The sequence below is a fragment of the Rhizobium sp. BIGb0125 genome (assembly GCF_024810055.1).
Classification (GTDB): Bacteria; Pseudomonadota; Alphaproteobacteria; order Rhizobiales; family Rhizobiaceae; genus Agrobacterium.
Genome location: NZ_JANUDV010000003.1, coordinates 590631 through 611750 on the forward strand (window position 1 = coordinate 590631; position 21120 = coordinate 611750).

General features: G+C 53.6%; 17 protein-coding genes. 13 read left to right on the forward strand and 4 right to left on the reverse strand.

The features are described from left to right. Nucleotides 1-130: 130 nt before the first annotated feature. On the forward strand, nucleotides 131-487 hold the full coding sequence (locus M2418_RS11205) for a hypothetical protein (protein ID WP_192491290.1): 357 nt from the start codon (nucleotides 131-133) through the stop codon (nucleotides 485-487). Nucleotides 488-507: 20 nt separating this feature from the next. Here the strand turns inward: M2418_RS11205 and M2418_RS11210 are convergent, their stop codons facing one another. Continuing rightward, nucleotides 508-912 (reverse strand): hypothetical protein, encoded by a 405-nt coding sequence (locus tag M2418_RS11210; RefSeq protein ID WP_192491289.1) that lies wholly within the window; start codon nucleotides 910-912, stop codon nucleotides 508-510. Between the two features lie 390 nt (nucleotides 913-1302). On the opposite strand from M2418_RS11210, the gene M2418_RS11215 reads away from it, so the two are divergent. The 8 genes from M2418_RS11215 to M2418_RS11250 all read left to right on the forward strand — a co-directional run bounded on the left by M2418_RS11215 (nucleotide 1303) and on the right by M2418_RS11250 (nucleotide 9223). Then, a complete protein-coding gene (locus M2418_RS11215) occupies nucleotides 1303-2634 on the forward strand; it encodes a Bax inhibitor-1 family protein (RefSeq protein WP_259146490.1) in 1332 nt (443 codons plus the stop codon). A 51-nt stretch (nucleotides 2635-2685) separates the two neighbouring features. Then, nucleotides 2686-2877, forward strand: coding sequence for a hypothetical protein (locus M2418_RS11220; RefSeq protein WP_259146491.1), 192 nt, complete (start codon nucleotides 2686-2688; stop codon nucleotides 2875-2877). A gap of 332 nt (nucleotides 2878-3209) precedes the next feature. After that, nucleotides 3210-3371 carry a hypothetical protein gene (locus M2418_RS11225; RefSeq protein WP_259146492.1) on the forward strand — a complete coding sequence of 54 codons (162 nt, stop codon included), beginning with the start codon at nucleotides 3210-3212 and terminating at the stop codon, nucleotides 3369-3371. Between the two features lie 177 nt (nucleotides 3372-3548). Next, nucleotides 3549-4175 (forward strand): hypothetical protein, encoded by a 627-nt coding sequence (locus tag M2418_RS11230; protein WP_259146493.1) that lies wholly within the window; start codon nucleotides 3549-3551, stop codon nucleotides 4173-4175. Beyond that, entirely contained in the window at nucleotides 4168-6267 is a 2100-nt protein-coding gene (locus M2418_RS11235; protein WP_259146494.1) for a hypothetical protein, read from the forward strand. The genes M2418_RS11230 and M2418_RS11235 overlap by 8 nt, the downstream gene beginning before the upstream one ends. After that, nucleotides 6257-6724, forward strand: a complete 468-nt coding sequence (locus tag M2418_RS11240; protein WP_259146495.1) for a hypothetical protein — start codon at nucleotides 6257-6259, stop codon at nucleotides 6722-6724. The genes M2418_RS11235 and M2418_RS11240 overlap by 11 nt, the downstream gene beginning before the upstream one ends. Next, a complete protein-coding gene (locus tag M2418_RS11245) occupies nucleotides 6717-7229 on the forward strand; it encodes a hypothetical protein (RefSeq protein ID WP_259146496.1) in 513 nt (170 codons plus the stop codon). Before M2418_RS11240 ends, M2418_RS11245 begins: the two co-directional genes overlap by 8 nt. A gap of 8 nt (nucleotides 7230-7237) precedes the next feature. After that, on the forward strand, nucleotides 7238-9223 hold the full coding sequence (locus tag M2418_RS11250; protein WP_259146497.1) for a hypothetical protein: 1986 nt from the start codon (nucleotides 7238-7240) through the stop codon (nucleotides 9221-9223). 107 nt (nucleotides 9224-9330) lie between these two features. On the opposite strand, the gene M2418_RS11255 is transcribed toward M2418_RS11250, so the two are convergent. Next, nucleotides 9331-9663 carry a hypothetical protein gene (locus M2418_RS11255; RefSeq protein ID WP_259146498.1) on the reverse strand — a complete coding sequence of 111 codons (333 nt, stop codon included), beginning with the start codon at nucleotides 9661-9663 and terminating at the stop codon, nucleotides 9331-9333. A 48-nt stretch (nucleotides 9664-9711) separates the two neighbouring features. Continuing rightward, on the reverse strand, nucleotides 9712-10425 hold the full coding sequence (locus tag M2418_RS11260; protein ID WP_259146499.1) for a hypothetical protein: 714 nt from the start codon (nucleotides 10423-10425) through the stop codon (nucleotides 9712-9714). Nucleotides 10426-12071: 1646 nt separating this feature from the next. On the opposite strand from M2418_RS11260, the gene M2418_RS11265 reads away from it, so the two are divergent. From M2418_RS11265 to M2418_RS11275, 3 genes are read left to right on the forward strand one after another with little or no spacing between them, the layout of a single operon-like run. Then, nucleotides 12072-16697 carry a hypothetical protein gene (locus M2418_RS11265; RefSeq protein WP_259146500.1) on the forward strand — a complete coding sequence of 1542 codons (4626 nt, stop codon included), beginning with the start codon at nucleotides 12072-12074 and terminating at the stop codon, nucleotides 16695-16697. A gap of 49 nt (nucleotides 16698-16746) precedes the next feature. After that, nucleotides 16747-18519, forward strand: a complete 1773-nt coding sequence (locus M2418_RS11270; protein ID WP_259146501.1) for a hypothetical protein — start codon at nucleotides 16747-16749, stop codon at nucleotides 18517-18519. 1 nt (nucleotide 18520) lies between these two features. Then, on the forward strand, nucleotides 18521-18865 hold the full coding sequence (locus M2418_RS11275) for a hypothetical protein (protein ID WP_259146502.1): 345 nt from the start codon (nucleotides 18521-18523) through the stop codon (nucleotides 18863-18865). Nucleotides 18866-19126: 261 nt separating this feature from the next. Here M2418_RS11275 and M2418_RS11280 read toward each other — a convergent pair whose 3' ends face one another. Further along, nucleotides 19127-20230 carry an acyltransferase gene (locus tag M2418_RS11280; RefSeq protein ID WP_259146503.1) on the reverse strand — a complete coding sequence of 368 codons (1104 nt, stop codon included), beginning with the start codon at nucleotides 20228-20230 and terminating at the stop codon, nucleotides 19127-19129. Nucleotides 20231-20526: 296 nt separating this feature from the next. Between M2418_RS11280 and M2418_RS11285 the strand changes: the two genes are divergently transcribed. Continuing rightward, nucleotides 20527-21084, forward strand: a complete 558-nt coding sequence (locus tag M2418_RS11285) for a TetR/AcrR family transcriptional regulator (protein ID WP_259146504.1) — start codon at nucleotides 20527-20529, stop codon at nucleotides 21082-21084. Nucleotides 21085-21120 lie beyond the last annotated feature (36 nt).

Below are 21120 nucleotides of genomic sequence, written 5' to 3' on the forward strand. Positions count from 1 at the left end.
TGGACTTGTTATCCCGGCCAGAACATGCAAACAACCGGGCATGAGCGTTGGCGGTGTTGAAACCGCAGAGGTTGATCAATTCAAGCAACCATGCAACCCTATATAGCTGCACAGAAAACAGGAATCTGGAATGTCGCGCGAAGGCTGGGTTGATACCGACGATACGGAAGATACGGATGACGACTGGGATCAGGAGTTTGCCGACGAGCTGCTTGGGTCTTTGGTTGTTATTGGCATTACCTACCGGGAACCGGACGGCACGGTAACCAGAGAACAGCAAATTCACGGCTACATTAGAACCGTTGATCGCCACATGGGCATAACACTCAAGCCCGAGAGTGATGACGAAGAGGATGAATTCAACCTGCCGCCGCTGCTTGAAGTTTTTGAAAGAGCAGAACCGGGCATCTATACCGACGATGCCGGAAACAGGGTCAGCGACCCGGACTTTGTCGCCTATTTCAGCGTGACCTCACCCACCAGCTAATACCCAACCAACGCGATGTGTTACGCAAACCAGTGGTCATCCGCAAAAGGTTCGGCCACGATCTGGTGCCTGTCTTCAAACACCACATAACCCGGGCGGCGGGCCTTGAGGACCTCGATGGCGTGGCCGTGTTCATCCAGCAAGGCTTTCAGTTCAAACGCCTTTTTCACATGCAGCTGCGCGCTCGGCTTGAACCAGCTGAGGCCCGGCGTGTCCATGCGGCGGTAATGCCCTTTGGAGGTGGTGCGGCTGAACTTTTTGGGTGCCGCGAGATTTCCGCCAAACCACACGAGAAGTTCGGTGACGTGGTTATATGTGGTTTCATCCAGATTGGTGTTTCTGGACAATTCATATGCGGCAACAAAAAAGCCTTCACGGCTTCTCGCTCCCGGCATTGATGTCTGGCGCACAAATCTCAAATACACGTAAACAACCTTTTTCGACAACAATAAATCGCCCTTAAGTTGCATACATTAGCTTTTTATCGGGACCTGTAAAGGGGGAGATCACGCGGAATTTTCCTGCTTTTCCTTTTAATTCCGGGTGGTGTTTCTGGACACACGGATGGCGTCTTAGCCAGCAATGACAGCGACAAATTATTAGATTTCACAACATGCGATGGAAACAATGTGTGGTGATGGTTCCCGTTGCTACTGCTAGCTGTTTGGGTAACGGCCGCGCCGACGTCGATATCAGCAAGCTATTTCCTTGCGTTGATTTGTCATCGAGCATCAGGGAAGTCGCCCATTGTTTTCAAGGTCTTGCACTTTTTTAGGCAAGGCATTACCACAACCTTGAATTGGGGGACTGGCGGCATGGAAGAACTGGCTTATCAAATAATGACGCTGGGTGACACCAAGACCTATTTGCTGCTCTGGGCAATATGCGCTGTTTCGGCTGGGCTTGCGGTCGCGGCGACCAAACTCGAATGGAAGCTGCACAGAGCCCCCTATTTTCTGTCGCTTGGTTTTACGTTTGTTTTGATGGTCGGCAGCGTTTTTCTCCTGACTGATTTGCCGACTGCGATACGGGACGGCTATTCCGGGCAAATAATTGGCAGCTATTTCGTGTGTACCGCGCTGGCTGGCGGGTTGCTTGGCATATTTTCAGCGGCACGCGCGAATGATGCCTATGACACGAGGGGTCTGTGGTTTCTTTCTATTATTCCTATTGCGAACCTCTTTCTTCTCTTCGCCAAATCCATGACCCCGAAAAAGACTGGCTCAGGCGGGTTTATTGCGAATGCTGCCATCGTTTTCATCGGGCTTATGTTATTTTCCACCGGCAGAACCATGGAAAAGCACCTCTCGGAGGTTGCTAGCCAGACCGCCGAGACTGGCACGACAGCCAATAATACTGGCATGACAGTCAAAAAGACTGCCCAGAAGCAACCCGCAGTCCAAAATATTGACAGTACAAATGATACTAGCAGCGACGCCGCCAAGGACGCAGCGAGTGACACGGTTGATAAGCCTGTCAGCAACACTGTTAGCAACAGTGGCAGCAACGGGCAGGCAGGCAGATTCGACTTCGAACCGATGCTGAAACAGATTGTGCTGCAAACCCCAGTGCCACAGCAACTCAGTGATCTCATGACGTTAATACGCATGGAGGCCGAGGCCGATCGGCTGATTTCTGTTTATGAGATATCGAGCACCGACTTCACGCTGAGTGAAAGCGTCATGGATTTTCAGATGTTCAACACCTGTAGTCCGACAAGCCCAACATTGCTTTTTGAACTGGGCCTGACGAGGACGAACGTGTTTGTAGACACCGAGGGCAAGGCCCTGGGAGAGGTATCTGCCAATCCCGCATTGTGCGAGGAATGGAGCACATCCTTCGACAAGAGAATGGAGGAAAAAGCTGCGGACGAAACACGGCAACTGTCCGGGACCCAGCAAACGACGGGCGATGGCGTAACCTTAACCCACGCCACTTACCGCGATAAGACATATATCAAACATTTCACCGTGCCCGCCAATCTGTCTGAGAAAACGAGACGGGACATGGAGAAAAACTGGTGCCAGACACCTTACGTCAAGTCCATGCTGTCGATCGGCTTGACGTTGCGGCTGGTTTCAACGTTAGAAGACAGCAAGCCCGCTGGCGACGTCGTGATCAGCAAGGCGACTTGCGATCAAGTTTAGCGTATCAAACTGATGTTTTGCTGTATGCAACCCTGACATCACGAGGCACGCTTGGTTCGATTTATCAAGATAATGTTTCTGCTGCTCTGTCTCGCGGTGTTTGCTGTCATTGCGCTATTTGGCCCTAAATTTTGGCGTCTGAACGACCATATCACGCTGTGTAGCGATGACTATGATCCACGCTACATCAGCGACCCGATCGAACGCGAAAAGGTTTGCACGGCGCTGGCTGAAGATATCTAAGACCTGCACCTTTGAGGCCGTGTTCAGGCCGGCGTCGGCCGGTGCCAGCGTGGCTACGTTTTGAGGTGACCACCAACAACGCCATTTGCGCGGCAAAAAACCTTTAAGTGTAGCGACCAACACCATGCCCGCATGAAGTTTAGACGCTAACCCTATTCTTTAGTATGTGCCAATTTGGCACATATTATTCGTGCAATTCGGCAGATAAACCGCTATGAGTCTGGTTAATACTGGCGGGAGGAGGATTTCGCCAGATATTGACATTGGGGCGAGGAGAGATATTGACGGCACAGCATCACAATGCTGCCGGAGATATCAGAAAAGATAAGCAAATGCGGTTACAGGTCTACATTATTGCAACCCTGTCCTGCCTCCTGTTCTGGGGCGGTGTTTATCACGTATCACGTGATGTCTACCGCGCAGCGCACACGGCTGGCGTTATCCCCAACCTGCACATCAAGTACAAGATCGGGCAGATTGGCAATTACGTCTGACAGCAAGGCTTGCGGCTGTCCCCATCAGGCCTGTTTTCAGCGGGTCACGATTTCATTTGGCACGTTTGCGTTTTGCCTGACTGGAGCCCTGCCCCGGTTTTGACCTGTCTATTTCCCGTGATGTCAGCGTGACAACCATTGCGCTTGTAAGCATGGGCCAACAAAAGAGGTTGGTCCATGGCTTCGGTCGTTTCTATTTGCAATCTTGCCCTTTCCAATGTGGGCAAAGACAACATCAATGACTTAACGGAAAAAAGCGCGGAAGCCCGCGCCTGCAACCAGTTTTATACGCAGACACGCGATATGCTGTTGCAATCCTACCCCTGGAAGGCGGCGCGAAAGACGCTTTCTTTGGGCGAGATAACCAATGACAAGCCGGGTGTTTGGCAACACGCCTATATGCGACCTTCCGACTGCCTGCAGGTGCGCTGGATAAGGCCGGTTTACGCGGCAGATGACGGTGCGCCGGATATGGCCTTTGCCGCTGCGCACCATGAGCGCGAAGCGCAGTATCCTTACGAGATTGAGGGTGACACGCTGTATTGCAATTTGTCGCCCTGCCTTTTGCGCTACACCTCCCGCCTGACGGACCCGACACGGTTTTCGCCGCTGTTCATCGAGGCGCTTTCCTGGCATTTGGCGGTGCGGCTGGCAATGCCGTTGACGCGTGACCCCAAGATCCGCGCTGATGCGCTGACCATTGCCAGAACCATGCAGGCGGCGGCCGAACAGGCTGATGTCAACCAGGTGCGCCAGACATCCGACACGTCTACCGATTTCCTGACGGTGCGCAGCCATGGCTGATTTACGCGCATATCAACCCTCGTTCACCGGCGGTGAGCTTTCCCCTGCCCTTGGCGCCCGCAACGATCTGGCCAAATATACCAGCGGCCTTCGCACGGCACTGAATGTATTTGTGCACCCGCATGGCGGCGTGTCCAACCGGGCCGGATTTGAGTTCGTGCACGAAATACGTGACAGCGCAAAATCGGCGCGGCTGATCAAATTCCAGTTCAATACCGAACAGACCTATGTCCTAGAATTTGGCCACACCTACATCCGGATTTTCCGAGACGGTGGCCTCATTCTCTCCGGTGCGATCCCTTATGAAGTGGCGACGACCTACACATCGGCTGAGGTGAAGGATCTGGTATTCGTTCAGGAAGCCGATGTTCTTTACCTGTGCCATGTCGGCCACCCGGTGCGAAAACTTGGCCGCCTTGCGGACGATAACTGGACGCTGACACCGGTTGAGTTCAAGCCGCTGATCAATGCGCCAGCAGGTGCAATTACCGTGACGGCACCGGGTAATACGGCAGGCAAGACTGGGTACGTGGCCACCACCTATCGTTACGTGGTGTCCGCCGTGGCAGACAGCGGCGAGGAAAGCCTGCCTTCCACCTCCGGTTCTGTGGTCAACGACCTGTCACTGCAAGGTGGCATAAACCGCGTGGCGTGGACCGCTGTGCCCAAAGCGGTGCGTTACATCGTGTACCGCAACGACAATGGTGTGTATGGTTATATTGGTGGCACGACCGGTGTTTCCTTCGACGATGAAAACATCACGCCCGACCTTTCCGACACGCCTCAATCCGGCCGAAACCCGTTTAACGAGGTTGGCAGCTATCCGCGCTGCGTGACCTTTATCGAACAGCGGTTGGCCTTTGCCTCCACCAAAAATGATCCGCAGGCGGTGTGGCTCAGCCAATCGGCCAATTATGAGAATTTCGGCGTGTCGTCTCCGGCCAAGGCCAGCGATGCAGTGACCTTCCGTATTCGTGCAAGGCAGGTCAACGAAATACGCTCGATGATTTCAGTGCGCGGTCTGCTGCTGTTGACCTCCGGTTCCGAATGGATCGTGACGGGCGGTTCTGCAGCCGATGCGATTTCGCCCTCCGCTCTGAAGCTCGATAACCAGGGATACCGTGGTGCGGCCCGTGTGCAGCCAATCGTCGTGGGCAACACTGTGTTGTTTGCGCAGCGCTTGGGCGGGGTCATCAGAGATTTTTCCTACGACTATACGCAGGACAGCTATGTGGGCAAGGATTTGACCATTCTGGCCCGCCACCTGTTCAAGGACCGGGAAATTGCCGCATGGGATTATGCCCAGGCACCGGATTCCATTGTGTGGGTGGTGCTGGATGACGGTGCGCTGGTTTCCCTGACCTATATGAAGGAACAGGATGTTTGGGCCTGGACACGGCATGAAAGCGGCGCTCACGGCGATGCCCATTTTGAAGATGTGACTGTCATTGAGGAAAATGGCGAAGACGTTCCCTACTTCATTGTACGCCGGACCATTAATGGCCAGACAAAACGTTACATAGAACGACTGCATGCCCGTTCCTTCAGCGGTGTGGAAGACGCATTTTTTGTCGATTGCGGCCTGACCTACAGCGGTGCGCCAACGCAGACGATAAGCGGACTTTCCCATCTGGAAGGACAGCAGGTGGTGGCGCTTGCCGACGGCAATGTGGTGCGCAACCTGACCGTGACAGGTGGAGCGGTGAGATTGCAGAACGCCGCCGCCAAGGTGCATATTGGCCTGGCGATGACGGCAGCGATTGAAACGCTGGATCTGGACCTTGGCCAGGTACAGGGCCTTGGCACCGTGCAGGGCCGCGCCAAGACGGTGAGTGAAGTGACAATGCGTGTGGAAAATACACGCGGCATATTCACCGGCCCGGAAGATGGTGACCGCAACAGCGACAAGCTGGTGGAATATAAACAACGCCGTGACGAGGCCTGGAACGAGGCCATACAGCTTTACACCGGCGATGTGCGCATTACCCCCTATTGGGACTGGAATAACAGCGGCAGCCTGTGGGTGAAGCAGTTTGACCCGTTGCCCATGACCATTCTTGCCTTGATGCCGGACGTGACCCTTGGCCGCTAATGTCGAGATAGTCCAGGCTGCACCCTGCCATGTCGCCAGCATTGCCGCACGTATGCGCCAGGCAGACCGTGATGAGGTTTTTGCCGCATCCGGCCACACACCGCTTGCCGCCCTCTCCTTTTCCTACCGGAAATCCTCCTGCTGCTGGACAGCACTGTTCGACGGCAAACCGGAGGTGATGGGCGGCGTGGGCGACATCAACATTCTGGCCGGTGTTGGCGCACCCTGGCTGCTGGGCACCGACGCGGTGGAGGAAAACTTCCGCGCCTTTCTGCGCATTTCCAGCGGTTGGCCAAACCAACTGTTGCAGCGTTATTCCGTGCTGAGAAACTTTGTGGATGCCCGCAACACGGTTTCCATTCGCTGGCTGGAATGGCTGGGTTTCCGGCTGCTCGAGCCGGTCGACATTGGCGGGCATCAATTCCGGCTTTTCGAAATGGAGGCAGCCGATGTGTGATCTTGGACTGACGTTGATGATAGGGTCCACCCTGATGGGTGCCGCCGGACAAATTCAGCAATCAAAGGCAACTGCGGCGGCGAGTAATTACAACGCCCAGATTGCGGAAATGAATGCGAAAATTTCCGACAAACAGGCAAAGGACGCGCTGGAACGCGGCAAGCAGGAAGAGCAGCAGAAACGTATGCAGACCGCGCAGCTTGCGGGCCGCCAGCGCGCCGCAATGGCCGCCAATGGCGTTGACCTGACCTTCGGCTCTCCGCTGGACACGATTATCGACACCGCAAAAATGGGCGAGATCGACGCGCTGAACATTCGCACCAATGCCCATCGCGAGGCCTATGCCTACAACATGCAGGCAACCAACCAGCGCGCTGGCGCAACACTGGACCGAATGCGCGCCAGCGCCGCCAAGAAGGAAGGCTTCCTGTCTGCCGGCGGCACCATTCTGGGCGGCGGCAGTGATGCCTACAAACACGCCGTAAAGGTAGGTCTTATTAAGTGAGGTTTTAAATGCCGACTGTTCCTCTTTACCAGGACACACAACAGCGCGTTGCGCTTCGCCCTGAATATTCTGAAAACTTCACCACCCGCGCCGATGCCGATGCATTTGGTGCGGGCATTGGCCGTGGCATGCAGGCCCTTGGCAAGGGCATGGGAACCGCAGCCACCAACCTTAATGAAGCAGCCGCCCTTCGCCTGAAAAAGCTTGATGACGAGACCAGGGCAAAAGAGGCAATGACCGAATTTTCAAACTGGAACCGGAATGCCCTGCACGGCCCCGGCGGTTTTCTATCGCTCACCGGCAAGGCGGCTATTGAAGCACGGCCGGCTTTTGAAAAGGAAGCCGAGAAGAAACATGGCGAGATCAGCAAAGGGTTGCCGCCTGGCGCACGCGATATTTACCAGCAGGCTTCACAGGAGACACGGCGGGACACTGGAGGAAGGGTAATCAACCATGCCCTTGACCAGCAGAAAACCGCCGTCATCGACGCGTTCGACGGCAGTATCGAAAGTCATATCAATGATGCGGTTGAAGACAGGCTGGTACCCCGTAAACTCGAAATGAGACTGGGAAAGGTTGCGGAGACAGTCGATAGAGCTGGCGCATTGCTGAACTGGGACAAGGAAACCATTGAGCGGAAAAAAGCGGAGTATCAGTCCGACGCGTTCACGAGGATCGTCACACGTATTGCTGAGACAGATCCGATCGCGGCGGAAAAATACATGCAGGACCACTCAGAACGCATTTTGGAAAAAGACAAAACTGCCCTGCAGGAGCGGATGAAACCCGCTGTGCTGAATGCAAAAGCAACACGCAACTCCGTCGACATTGCCAGCAACGCACCGTTGCCGCCAGACAGCCCTGCACTGCTTCGCCCAACCACGACAGTGGATTACCTACGTTACACATCGGGCCGCCATCTTGCACTCGAAGCGCTTGCCAACTTCAGCAAGAATGCGACGGGCAAAACGGTGCCAACCCCGTGGTCTGTCGATATCGTCAAGAATGTTCTTGGTTCGCCCCTGACAGATGGCGCGCAGGCCACTTCAGCCAAAACATTTCTGAACTTTGGCGTGGCGACCAACAGTCCGCGACCAGGCGATATCGTTGTCGTATCTGGCGAGAGTGGCTCTACCGAGGTCGGCTTTTTTCAGGGACATGACCGAAAAGGCAACATTCTGATGATTGCTGGACGACAGGACCAACCTGGCCAAGTGTCGACAAAGGTGAAGGAAGCCCAGAAGCTGCTGAGTTTTCGGTCTGCCCGCAATGTCGACGCCCGGCGGGTGGAGCTGCCAAATTACAATATGCCTGGAATTACCTATCTCGCCCAAAGCCTTGACGCGATTGGTGATGCCGAGGAGCGGGCCGCCACCGGCAAAACAATCGATACAAACTACACCACCGGGCAGAAAAACATCGACGATAAGCGCGACGAGATCATGCAATCTGGGATGACACAGATTTCCGCAAACAACGGGTTTGACCCTTTGAAAATGTCGCCGGAAGAACAACTTATTATCGGTCCTCTCGGCGTAAAGTTGCTTCAGGACCACAGCGAAACCGTGCAAAAAAACGGGCAACCACGGACAGCCAGTCGCAGATTTTACGAATTGCAGCGTCAATTTGCGAATGACCCGTTGGAATTTGCGCAGTCTGATCTGTTCAATGATCGTCGAAATCTTTCTAACGAAGACTGGGCAATTGTCACAAGCTGGAAAGAGTTGGCACGCACCGATCCGCAGAAAGCACGCGAGCATGGCCGCATTCTGGCGATTACGTTCAAGAGGCTTGAAGATGGGCGTTTTGTCAAAGCTCCGGCGCAGATGACGGAGCAAGACTACAAGGGCGTCACCGACTTTCAGCGGGAGCTTTATGGCTACGTTGCAGAGCTGGGAGCAGTAAACAAGGACAACATCAGCAAAAACAAAGACATCAAGACGTTTATGGATGACCTGTTGCGGCGAATGTATTTGGATAACAGCAGGACGTAGCGCGCCTATTGGCTACAAATACCCGCAAATCCCCTACCCGGACGACACAACACGTCCAACATTCAACGGCCTTGGACACCACTGTCCGAGGCCATTTAAAATGAGCGCTAATCATTCAGCATGCCCTGAATTGCCGCATAGGCACTGACGACAGTAAATATTGCGCCGGTAATTAGGCCAGCATCTGCCACGCCGCTCCGGTAGCGAATACACCGCGTGATAAGGAAGCCAACAAAACCGAAGAGAAAGAAAGCAATCGCCGAGCCTACCTGACTTCCCAGATACCTGCCCATGTTGGGATAATTGGCCGGAACATGTCCTACGACAACCATGACAACAAGTTGTGAGACAGCCGCCAACACAGCGAGTTTCAACAACACTCCGCGTCGTGCCGCTCTCCAATTTCTTTTTGCTGCGATGTCTTCAGCCATATCACTCATCGATGCTTCCCCCATTTTTTGGCATTATTAAACAACGTACCTGTCGTTTCAGCGCAATTTCCATGATTTGCAATTGTCTATGCAATATTCAGGGAACAGTATTTTCCTATCCGCAGGACTTAACGTCACGCGAAGACGAGTAGCTGGCTGCGATTTCCAGAGAAACTTCTCCACTCTCATCACGAACGTTTCAGCAGGAAGTATTTCCCGGTAAGCAATTTGATCGCGGTAATCTCCAGTTACAAAAGGTCGATTGACATAAGTAATGCTGTAAATTTTGTCGTCATTTTCTGGTGCCAGAAGTCTGGCCGCTTTGGAGACAATACCGGATGCCCTGCCGTGGTAATTCTCGCTCATAAAATCAATGAAATCTGGATTTGAACCTATTTCCAACAGGGTGGTGTTGGCGTCCTGCACGGGATTAAACCGCTTGTAGGTGGACCATAGCGGCGGCGCACTGAGAATATAATGTGCACCCAGGAATGCCTTGTTATTCTGAAACTCCAGTTCGTACACTTCAGGCTTGCTGTCCGGCCCCTTGATGTCAGTGCACAATTTCGGTCGTGGCATCTCACCACACTGATACCAGCCGGCCAAAGACTTGACCTTGTCGTAACTGTCACCCGCACGCACGCCGTTCCAGAATTCTGGAGGTTTGTACCCTTCTGGCGGCACACCCGGCGCCGACTGCGCAAATGCCGGCGTCGCCAGCGCATAAATCAATAACGCAAACCAGCCCATAAAACTGCGCGCGACTGCCATACCCACCCCTTCGTCCCCACAACCATCACACCGGTAATCATGCCTCATTTAAACAGGAGAGGCATGTTTTGGAAAATAAGCCAGACACGGAAACGCAAGAGCAAAACACGCAAGCCAGCATCGGTCCAGTTACAGCTACGCAACCAGTGGACGAAAGTCCAGATGTCGTAGCAAGGCAACGCCCGGAGCCACTAGAATATATCCGGATAGAAGACATCCACGGATGGCCGGTCTACTTCCAAAACGGGAGTGAGGACGAATTTCAGTCCGAGGAAGCGCAACGTAGCGCCATTCTTGCCGCCTCGCCTGAGCTCGATAAGTGGCGCAAGGACAATGCCTTTGAAGCATCGATAATAGGTGACGACGACCTTGTGAATTTTGCTGAACTGGCGAAACTTGCCAAACCTCAAGACGCGACAGAATCTGCTCCCGACGACACGTTAACTGCGCATGACACTATATTTACTCATCCGGCGGAACTTCCAAAGGGAATTGCCAGCGGAGGCGTTTCTTCGGTTGGAAAGGCGATGGAGGGCGCTGGTCAAGTGATGCCAAGATTTGATCCGGCAAGAATAGCACCGTGGGTCGACCGAATTGCACGAGCCAAAAGCCTTACGGAACATGAACTGAATATTCTACGGAGAGACATTGGTCTTCAAGGTGCCATTCAACCAAGTTTCGCTCACGGAATTCTTACGGCAGTGCTAGATGGAGATGAGACCGAAGAAACTGCAAGAGCAATTCTTAACACGTCTTTACTCAACTCACTTTCTGATGGACTCCAAAATGCCGGTGAGGGTCTCCAAAACTTTTCAGACAACTACTTCGCACCCGCTCCCGGTGCAGAAAACAGTTGGTGGCGGGCCTCCGGTGAATTCATCGGCGAAAATGCGGTTTCTGCTTTAGTAGGAACTGCAACCGGTGGAGCGGGTACTGTAATATACGAAGTTTCTCTTGCAGCAGGCGAAGCAGCCAGCGGCGCACGCAAAGCAGGCAAAGATGAGAGAACACAAACAGAAGCAGCACGTTCCGGTGCATTTGCGGCTCTGCCGGCAATTATACCAATTGAACGTACCCCCCTTCCTCGTGCGCTGAAGACTTGGCTGGAGAAACCTCTTTTTAAAATTGGAGGAAAGATCGCGCTAGAAGGAGGGAAAAGTGCATCACAACAATTCATACAAAATCTAGTCGCCCAGAATTTCTACGCGCCAGAAAGGTCACTATTTGACGGCGTCCCGGGAAGCTTTGTGACGGGCGCTATAATGGGGGCAGCGCAAACCAGTTACAGTGTATTCACTAAAAGAAACAATGCAAAAAGTGCCATAACAACTCAATATACTATCGATAAAATATCAACTCTGTCAGGCAAATCTAATACACAGAAACAAGATCCCAAAGTATTTAAAAAATACGTCGCAGATATTACTGCGGGAACGCCCATCGAGAGCATGTATTTGAATTCGGATACGTTTTTTCACCAACTAGAGAAAAATGGTGTCGATCCTTATAAGTTTGCGTCTGAAGCGGGTATAACAAAACGTGAGTTAGACAGGGCGGTCAGCAACGGCAGTGATTTAAAAATTTCGACAGCCAGTTATGCTACACACTGGGCGGGCACCCCGACTGATCTGCTTATAAAAAACCATATGCGCTTCGACCCCGGCGCTATGTCCAGTGCAGGGGCGGAAAAGTATATCAAAGGTCTCGATGAGGCGCTCAGTGATACTCGGATATTAGCTAAGACAGCATACGATACCGCGAAGGCGAATGCACAACGCAATTACGATTCCATCCAAACTCTGCTGCGTCGCAGCGAACAATTTCCGTCTGGCACAAACAGGAAAAAAAATGTTGGCCGTGCTGGTGACAGCGTGGTGCAGACGGTCAAGGATGCAACTGGAGTGGATATCTCCAACACCCAACATTCCCTCGGCACAACAACTATTCGTGACACTCTCAACACCAAGCATCCTGACCCGCAACGACAAGTCGTGCGCGCTGATATCGAGGCGGTCCATGAGATCATATCATCAGCCGACCGGATAATTTCCGGCGGGAAGAATGCTCGCGGCGAGCCAATTATTGGTTACATCAAACACATGTCCGATGGCAGGACACTTTATCTGGAGCAGACAAAGACCGGTCCGAAGACATTCACCGTCAACGCTCTGACCAAATATCCGGCTGGTACCGATTTCGATACTGTTTCACAAACGGTGCTGTCCGATGTGCGCGCCAAGAACGGTGACAACGTCAAAATGACGCCGGTCAAAAAACGCGATGCACAACCACTGCCCGTGGAAGACGGCAAAGCGCAGCCCCTGCCCCAGGAAAATGGCGATGTGCAACCCCTGCCTCAGGATAAAGCCGGAGGCAAACGCGCGTCCGCATCGGAAAGCCGATCTTTCGGAGCGTCGGGAGCCGGTGGTATCACGGCCTTCTCCAGCGCTGGTCTTGCAGGCGTAGTTGGCCAGTTCACCAATTATATCCGGGACATGGCCGACGAGGGTGAGCCGACGGCGGTGGCGGCAATGGCCCAGCTGAATGACTGGTGGGGTCAAAGCGCAAAGAACGTTGCAGAGGCTGATGCACAAGCAGTTGATAACAACGACATTGCCGCGACCGATGGCGCGACCATTCTTGGTACGGCTTCGACCGACAATACGGCAAAAACGGCGGTAGTCGACAGCGGCCTACAAACACAGTTCAGCCGTGACTTTCAGACATACATGCTGGAAGGCAAAGTACCGTCGCCCGAACTTGCCGATACATTTGAAACCGCTCGAAAATGGTTGACGACGGCCTATGTGAACAGCGCAGCTGTTAATGGGAAAACCAGCCCTGAGGTCGCGGAAGTGTTTAACCGCATGCTGGTCAGTGACGGCCAGCTGGAAATGGCACGTCTGGACGCTGGCGAAAGTGGCCCGATCTTTTCCGACGCAGACGCCATGGGGCTTTCCAAGGCGGCATATGCCGACTTTACGGCCACACGCCAGCAAAGCGAGGACGAAGCAAGTGCTGAGATGCTGCAAAGTGTGATGCAGCCGGTGCGGCGTGAACAGGACACAGCCTACGCGCAAGAGAAGGCAACGGTGCGCACCCAGGTGGAGAAGCAGGTTAACACCGAAGGACACTACCGGGCGACCGAGCTGATGAGCAACCGTCGCTGGCTTGGCGACGGCGAGATGCCTGATCATCTTGCCGATATTCGTTTTGACGAAGCAATGCTGGTCGCACACTATGGCGATGGTATTCTGGGCCTGCTGCCGCGTGGCAGCCAGACCGTTTATACGGACAAAGGTGGTCTTGACCCCGATGATGTCGCCAGCATTTTCGGTTATGGTTCCGGCGACGAATTACTGCGTTTCATGATGATGGCGCCGAGCCGCAACGACCGGATTGACAGCGAGACAGCGCGTATTATGCGCGAGCGCCATGGCGATCCACTTTATGACGGCACCGCCGACCTGAAAGCCATGGACGCCATTCATAACGACCGCCGCGGGCAATGGCTTGAAATAGAGCTGAAAGCGGTTGGCCGATTGTCCAACACGACACAAAACACGACCCTTAAAGAGGCACATGCATCTGCTGTATCCATGATGTCGACCATGTCCGTGGCAGACGCAATGGAGAGCAGACGTTTTCTGGCTGCCGAGCGACGTGCGGCAGAGGAAGCGGAGCGTCTTGGTGTGCAGCTTTCTGCGGGATCAACGGTCGACCCAGCGACACCGTTGACGATGCAAAATGGCGATGCCGCCGTTGACGCAGATATCTCCACCGGCACATCCGCTGATAAAAACGAGACTGCGAAAAAGCTCTACACCGCCAAAAAGCGACAGCTGCTCAACCACGCGCTTTATGTCGAGAGCCGGAAAATCGCCCGCGAAGTGGAGGAGATGGAAGGCTATGTTCAGAGTGTTGACACCCCGGCAAGGCGCGAACAGTTTGCCCTCGCATCATTCCACGATAATGGCCGGATAGACTACAACAGTGCCATGGACGACCTGCTGGGTCGTTACGACATGAATGCCTCACAGGCCATGCAGGGCAGTGACCAGTTCAGGACATGGGCAGGCACTCAGGCAGGTGCAACGGGTGGCTTGGACGTATTTATTGAACAGATGAAGGCGGCAGGTCGTGGAAACGAGTTGGCAATAACCGACGAGGTTATATCCTCCACCATGCGCACACCGTACCGAAAACTGCCGCTGCAATCGCTTCGTGGCGTGGTCAACAGCATCCGTAACCTGCAACACATAGCAATGCGGGCGGGCAAGCTGGTGGATGCCGAGCAGACACGCGACTTTGAACAGACCGTTTCCGGCGTGTTGGGCGCCTTTACCCGCACACCAACGGGCGCTCAGCAGTCCACCGGAAACGGTACGGTGCCGGCCGCTGCAGATACTGGAGGTACCGCCGGCACTAAGGGTTATGAGCGCCCTCGCCCTTATCTTGACCCGGCCATGAATGCCAACCTTGTGCTTCGCGATCTCGATGGATCAAAAAAAGCGGGCACCGTGCAAGCTGCCATCAAGGCACCTGTCGATGCCGCGTCTGGGCGATTACTGGCACGCAAACAAAAGGCCGCGAGTGATCTGGCCGCACTTTATGACGTCTACTCCCCCGCGGAGCGTCAGGACATGGGTAGGCGCCTGTATGTGCCGGCACTTGGAACGTCAATTTCCAAATGGGACATGATTGCCATTGCGCTGAACACCGGCACTGCGCAAAACCGCAGACAGCTGACAGATGAAACCATTGCCGGGTCGTTCAGCGAGCAACAGGTTGTTTCCCTGCTGAAATACCTGGACGCACGTGACGCGGATTTTGTCCAATCCGTCTGGGATTATACCGCTTCGTTCAAGCCGGATATTGCCGCCCGCGAAAAACGGGTAACCGGCGTTACACCACAATGGGTGGACGCAACGCCTGTTGTGATTGGTGGCAAAAAACTGGCAGGCGGTTATTACCCGCTGCGCAACAACACAGATGATGTGTCACAGGCGCTTGTTGCCGGCAAGTTTGCCAAGGCGCATACCAGCGGCCTTCACGGCGGGCAGCAGCAAGGCCAGACGGCCATGCCGCTTGAGCTTGATATGTCCGTGCTGCACAGCCATGTCAACGAATTGGTACATGATCTGGAACTCGGTGAAGTCGTGGCAAACACCGGCCGACTGCTGCAGGACGAGCGTATTCAGGCTGCCTTTATCCAGACCGGTCAAGGTGCAGACCATGTGATGTTACAGGGTTGGCTGCGCGATGCCGCGACCGGAGACACATCCGGCGCCGCGTTGCTGAGCGGTACAGCGCGTTTCGCAAAGAACAATGTTACCGCCGCTCGCCTTGCCACGGAACTCGGGTCATCAATGACACAGATGTCCGGTCTGTCCGAGGCCATGACCAGCATCGGTCAGCAGCAGTTTGCCGATAACCTGCAAACTGCCCTGCGGCCGGGCGTGATGCGCCGTGTGGCGGCGCTGTCACCCTTTATGTCCAGCCGACAAGGCACGTTCGAAAACTCCAGCGGAGGCAACACTGCGCTTGGCGGGCTTTCCAGCTGGGTGATGCAACGACTGAACTATCAGATGGTGGAGGTGTCGGTATGGCTGGCGGGATATCATAAAGGACTGGACACATATCGACGCAACGAGGCCAAGGCCATAAGCCATGCCGACAGGCTGGTAAAAAAGCTGCAGACATCGTGTGATGGAAACCCCTCCGACAATGCGATGACCAGCCCCCAGGGACGAGAGATTGAAACCCTGCTGACCGCCCTTGGCGCGTTGATGACAGCCAAATCCGGCACGGGCGAAAACAGTGTTCCGCAAGGTAGAATGCCGGTCAGTAACGATGCTGCCGAGGGCATCGCTCTGGCTATTGATATTGCCGCTTTATTTCACACCGATGCAGTGTTGAAGGCTGTTTCGCACGGCAAGTCTCCAGCCGGTGATGCAGTATCAGCTCTCTCGATTGCCGAGACCATGCCGTTTTTCCGCGATGCTGAAAGCCCGAAAACTGAAGCACCACGCCGTGGCAAAGCACAGCGTTCCAAGGACAACAATGGCACCAAAAGACTGGCAGGCATGATCAGTGCGTCAGGTGTCCTCAACGACATTGATACGGCCGGTTTGATGGCAACTCTCAACACGACTGGCCTGTCGTTTGGCCTGCCAGCGACACAGATCAGCCAGGTGGTGGAGGCACGCATGCCGCAGACAAAGGGCGGAGAAACCTCACTCATGCAGCTTCTGACCACCAGATCGGCCTGACAACCTTCTTGCGCCTATGGTTCGCCAAATCCCATAGGCGCGAGAAACAATGACGATACCCAGCGAAGTGAACCGCTCTGGCCCTTACAATGGTAACGGCGTCACAACGGCATTTGAATATCAGTTCAAGATTTATGAGCCCGAACATTTGCGGGTTATTCTTATCGATACCGATGGCAGCGAGACTGTTCTCAACCATCAGCACGATTTTATCGTCACCGGTGTGGCGGACGATTCCGGCGGCAATGCCGTGTTGAATGTCGCACCAGTCAATGGCCAGAAAATCGTGCTGCTGCGCGGTGTGCCGTTTACGCAGGATACCGATCTCGAAAATCAGGGCGCTTATTACGCCGAGACAGTCGAAGTGCGTATGGATCTGCTGACAATGCAGATCCAGCAACTCAAGGAGCAGACCGACCGCTCCATTCTGGCCGATTATGGCCAGTCCGGCTTAAAAATTGCCAATAATCTTGATGAAGGCGACACGCTGATGATGGTCGGCGGCCTGCTGGGCAAAGGGCCAAATTCCGGCATGATCGTCAATGCCGCTGGTTATGCGACGCAAGCCTATGAGGCGCGAGATGCCGCGCAAGGCCACGCACAGGATGCCGAAACCTCAGCCGTTGAGACGGCAAGCTCCGCAGCGACGGCAGCGCAATGGTCGGCACGCGCACAGGATTGGGCTGTCAAATTAGATGGGGTTGTGGATGGAACGGACCATTCCGCGAAATACTGGGCAACCCAAGCCTATCTGAATGGCGGCGTGCCCATTGGCACCATCATCGATGTCTACGGCAATGGCACCACGACACCACCGGGCTATCTCAAGATTATTCCGGGCCTTGAAATTACCACAGCCTATCCGGAATTGCGGACATGGGCTTTGGCAAACGGCTGGTCCGTCAATGGTGCTGGCAACCCGGTATTTCCTGCCACTGATGACGCACTGTTCAAACGCCAGTGGCGAGCTGGCCAGACACTTCGCGACGCCGGGCGTGCGTTTGGGACGGTACAAGCAGATGCGTTTCAGGGGCACTGGCATATCCTGGAGAATTTCAATAATGGAAGTGCTGGCGGCACAGCAGCAAACCCCGGCGGAAGTAGTACTCCGATTAATAACAAAGTCCAAAATCCTATCTCGGATGGCGTCAACGGAAATCCCAGAACCGCAGCAGAAACTAGACCAGCCAACATCACTGTCACATGGTTCATCAAGGCCTACAGCATTCCTGTCGATACAGCCACCCTTACTGCTACCCAACTGGTCAATGACGTGGCTGACGCACGGGGCCGCGTTACAACGCTTGAGAACAGCAAGGTGTGGGAGCAAATAGATGACACCGGCGATTTATCAAACGTCGCAGTCTACACCAGAACAGGCCTTGAGGCGTTTCGTCAGATCAGGATCAGCGGCACAATTCGCCCGAATGTCAACAACGCGGTTCCCTGTCTGATACTTAGCCCGGATAACGGCCTGACGTGGATCAACTCAAATTATTATATCTCGGCCAGCGGCATGATTGGCGTCAGCAGCGGATACGATGCAGGCACGTCGGGCGTTGGAGCACTGACTCCCAGCTATAGAAGCCTTTCCAATACCTATGATCTCAACTTCGAAGGCATGATTTTCGAGTTCAACAAGGCCAAGGGGCAATCAAAATATTACACGGGACAGGCTGTGGGAGTTGATAGCGGAAACGCCTATTTCAGCCTTCTGGTTGGCGGTGCCCATTCCACATCTGCAGCACTCAATGGGCTGCGCATTTACATGAGTTCCGGCAATTTTAGTGGACGTCTTATCATCGAAGGCAGGAGGGGCTGATATGGAACAGACATATAGTGACGGTATTTTTCGTGAAATGACGTCCGCTGAGTATGCGGAATTTAGCGCACTTCAAGAACGAGCTTTAAGAGCCCCAAAGCAATTTTTGCCGATTGAGCCTGTGCCGTTTTGGAGGGCAGCCTGGGATCTGTTGTCTCTGAAAAAAGCGGATATTTACGCCGCCATTGAAGACCAAGACGAACGTTACCTCGCGGAGCTCGATGTCGAGGGAAGAAAGTCTTACCGGCGAGATGATCCCATGGTGATGCGACTATCGCAGTTGTTAAACTTTCCTGCCGAGCAAATGGACACGCTTTGGGTTTACGTCCAGGATCATTACGAATAATCGGCGCGGCCAGCTAAAAAACGGTAGTATCGCATCTAATATCGCTTCGTGCCTGAAAGCTTTGCAAACGGAAACAGGCCAGTTCCAATGGGAAGACGCCGGTACTTCCAACTGCAGGTATTCAACACTGCTCCAGATAGCAGCGTCGCTCGGCCTGAATATGAAAACACACCTGGACGTCGTGTTGGAGAATCCAGTACGAAGTACTGGTGTATCCCTAACCAAAAATTGAGCAAGGCATTAAGTTGTGCCAAGCGGTCGTCAAGTCTCGCTTAATTTGCTAGCTGTACTGTCAGGAGATACCTTCTTCAGGAAGAATATTTCGCGCGCACTTTTCATTGGGAACTCTATGAACCTGTAGCTGAAGCAGGATATCACGACCAGCGCAGACCAAAACGACACGATCGATTGGAATTTCAGCGGATTAGCCTGCATTGTCGGACCTATCAATAGGCCATGCCAGCAATACAAAGAGAAACACATAGCTCCGGCTAACCTGAGAAACCACATTGATAACACGGCTTGTGTAAATCGCGCGCTACCGAGCGCTGCTACTACGATCAAAACAACTCCGGCCTGAAGGCCTAAGTTGAAAAATGCGGTAGCGAACTTTGGCATCTGGAGCTGAGAATCCCACAGAACAGCGGTTCCTAAGATTAGGCAGATTCCAGCAAAAGCATGCATGTCACCCCATTTGGGCAGTTTTCCTTTGACGAAAGCTATTGCGACTGCGATCCCAATCGCGAAATCATCCAGTCGTCCAAAAACAGAATCCTTAACAGGATTTACCTGCAAATTGGAGAAAGGAAAATAGGTTCCTGCGATCCGCACCACGAGAGAAAAAAGGCAGATAGCCAACAGTGCACGTACAACGTTGTGCCGGAACATATAAGCTAGGATGAAGGGGCAAAGTATACTGAACCATATTTCCACAGCGAGTGACCAGAACGGGCCGTTTATGAGTGGAAAGAAGTTGGTCTTAGAAAACATAGTCAGCGTGGTCAGCGTTAGTAAGAGCGACCTTGTTTGCGGCGCTCCAGCGTGCATCGAAAAGCCATAACTGACGAACGCTGCGAAGATGAAGAGTGGCAAAAGACGTTTTGCTCTTCGTCTGAGGAAGTTTCTAATATCCTCGCTGCTGGCCAATTTCGACCTACCTGAGGCAAAAGGCATAGCGAGAACAAACCCACTTAAAATGAAGAATATACCGACACCCATCCAAGCGTGGCCCAAAATCCATGGGTATCCTCCAGTGAAGAATGTATACACTTCGCGTGCCTTAATTGAGTAACCATGCTGATAGATCACCATCAGAATAGCGAGGCCTCTCAAGCCATCAATCACATCAATTCTTTGCGTCGGCATATGATCCCCCAGATCTACCCGGCGCGTATATCAATATTATCTTCGAACATCATCTGAAAATAGAGCCTTAAGCACAGATTCTCGCCGTTCGGATCGGCTCCATTCCGGACTTAACCAAATCGGGACATCGGCATTACAATCTGATGAGACGGCCCATCGAGCGACTTTCCCTTGCGCAACTGTCGACACTTCACCACTCCCTGATAAATGATAATTTTTATACGAACGGTCGTTTTTCTATTGCTTTTAAATACGATCGTTCGTAAATCAAAGCCCACAACAATCCGGAGAGCGCTGTGGGTCGCACCAGAAAAATCATGAAGGACGATATTCTCGATGCCGCTGAGCGTGTCGTCGTGAGGCTTGGCGCAGCCGGCCTGTCCATTGATGCGGTTGCGCAGGAAGCCGGCGTCAGCAAATCGACTGTGGTTTATGACCACAAGTCGAAAAGCGCACTGCTGGAAGCATTGATCGATCGCCGGATGAATATGGAGCTGGAACGGCAGTCTGCGGCCGTTGCGGCGGCGGCGGACACCCCTCACCCGGAATTGTACGGGCGTATCAACGCTGCATCACGGGTGGTCGATGACACGGAGCGTGCGGTTGCCCTTGCTGTCTGCGCGTCAGTCTCCTCAGAAGAAAAACTGCAGCGGCAGATGCGCGACTGGACGCTGACCGACATCAAGGCGATGGCTGACGGACCAAAACCGCATGCGGCGCTAATGTCTTACCTCGCTTTGTGCGGCTTTTTTGTCACCGAGCTGTTTGGCTTTTACCAATGGAGCCCGGAAGACCAGATCAAGATCCTTGAAGGTGTGCGAACGATTTACACATCCTATCCCGATCAGACGTAATTTTGGGCCTTAAGGCCTGATCCCGATATTAAAGGA

What these genes read in the sequence shown, in the direction of transcription:
- M2418_RS11265 (WP_259146500.1), top strand. Translation starts at nt 12,072, where the DNA reads ATGCGCTTCGACCCCGGCGCTATGTCCAGTGCAGGGGCGGAAAAGTAT.
- M2418_RS11205 (WP_192491290.1), top strand. Translation starts at nt 131, where the DNA reads ATGTCGCGCGAAGGCTGGGTTGATACCGACGATACGGAAGATACGGAT.
- M2418_RS11245 (WP_259146496.1), top strand. Translation starts at nt 6,717, where the DNA reads ATGTGTGATCTTGGACTGACGTTGATGATAGGGTCCACCCTGATGGGT.
- M2418_RS11270 (WP_259146501.1), top strand. Translation starts at nt 16,747, where the DNA reads ATGACGATACCCAGCGAAGTGAACCGCTCTGGCCCTTACAATGGTAAC.
- M2418_RS11235 (WP_259146494.1), top strand. Translation starts at nt 4,168, where the DNA reads ATGGCTGATTTACGCGCATATCAACCCTCGTTCACCGGCGGTGAGCTT.
- M2418_RS11250 (WP_259146497.1), top strand. Translation starts at nt 7,238, where the DNA reads ATGCCGACTGTTCCTCTTTACCAGGACACACAACAGCGCGTTGCGCTT.
- M2418_RS11225 (WP_259146492.1), top strand. Translation starts at nt 3,210, where the DNA reads ATGCGGTTACAGGTCTACATTATTGCAACCCTGTCCTGCCTCCTGTTC.
- M2418_RS11260 (WP_259146499.1), bottom strand. Translation starts at nt 10,425, where the DNA reads ATGGCAGTCGCGCGCAGTTTTATGGGCTGGTTTGCGTTATTGATTTAT.
- M2418_RS11280 (WP_259146503.1), bottom strand. Translation starts at nt 20,230, where the DNA reads ATGCCGACGCAAAGAATTGATGTGATTGATGGCTTGAGAGGCCTCGCT.
- M2418_RS11230 (WP_259146493.1), top strand. Translation starts at nt 3,549, where the DNA reads ATGGCTTCGGTCGTTTCTATTTGCAATCTTGCCCTTTCCAATGTGGGC.
- M2418_RS11275 (WP_259146502.1), top strand. Translation starts at nt 18,521, where the DNA reads ATGGAACAGACATATAGTGACGGTATTTTTCGTGAAATGACGTCCGCT.
- M2418_RS11255 (WP_259146498.1), bottom strand. Translation starts at nt 9,663, where the DNA reads ATGAGTGATATGGCTGAAGACATCGCAGCAAAAAGAAATTGGAGAGCG.
- M2418_RS11215 (WP_259146490.1), top strand. Translation starts at nt 1,303, where the DNA reads ATGGAAGAACTGGCTTATCAAATAATGACGCTGGGTGACACCAAGACC.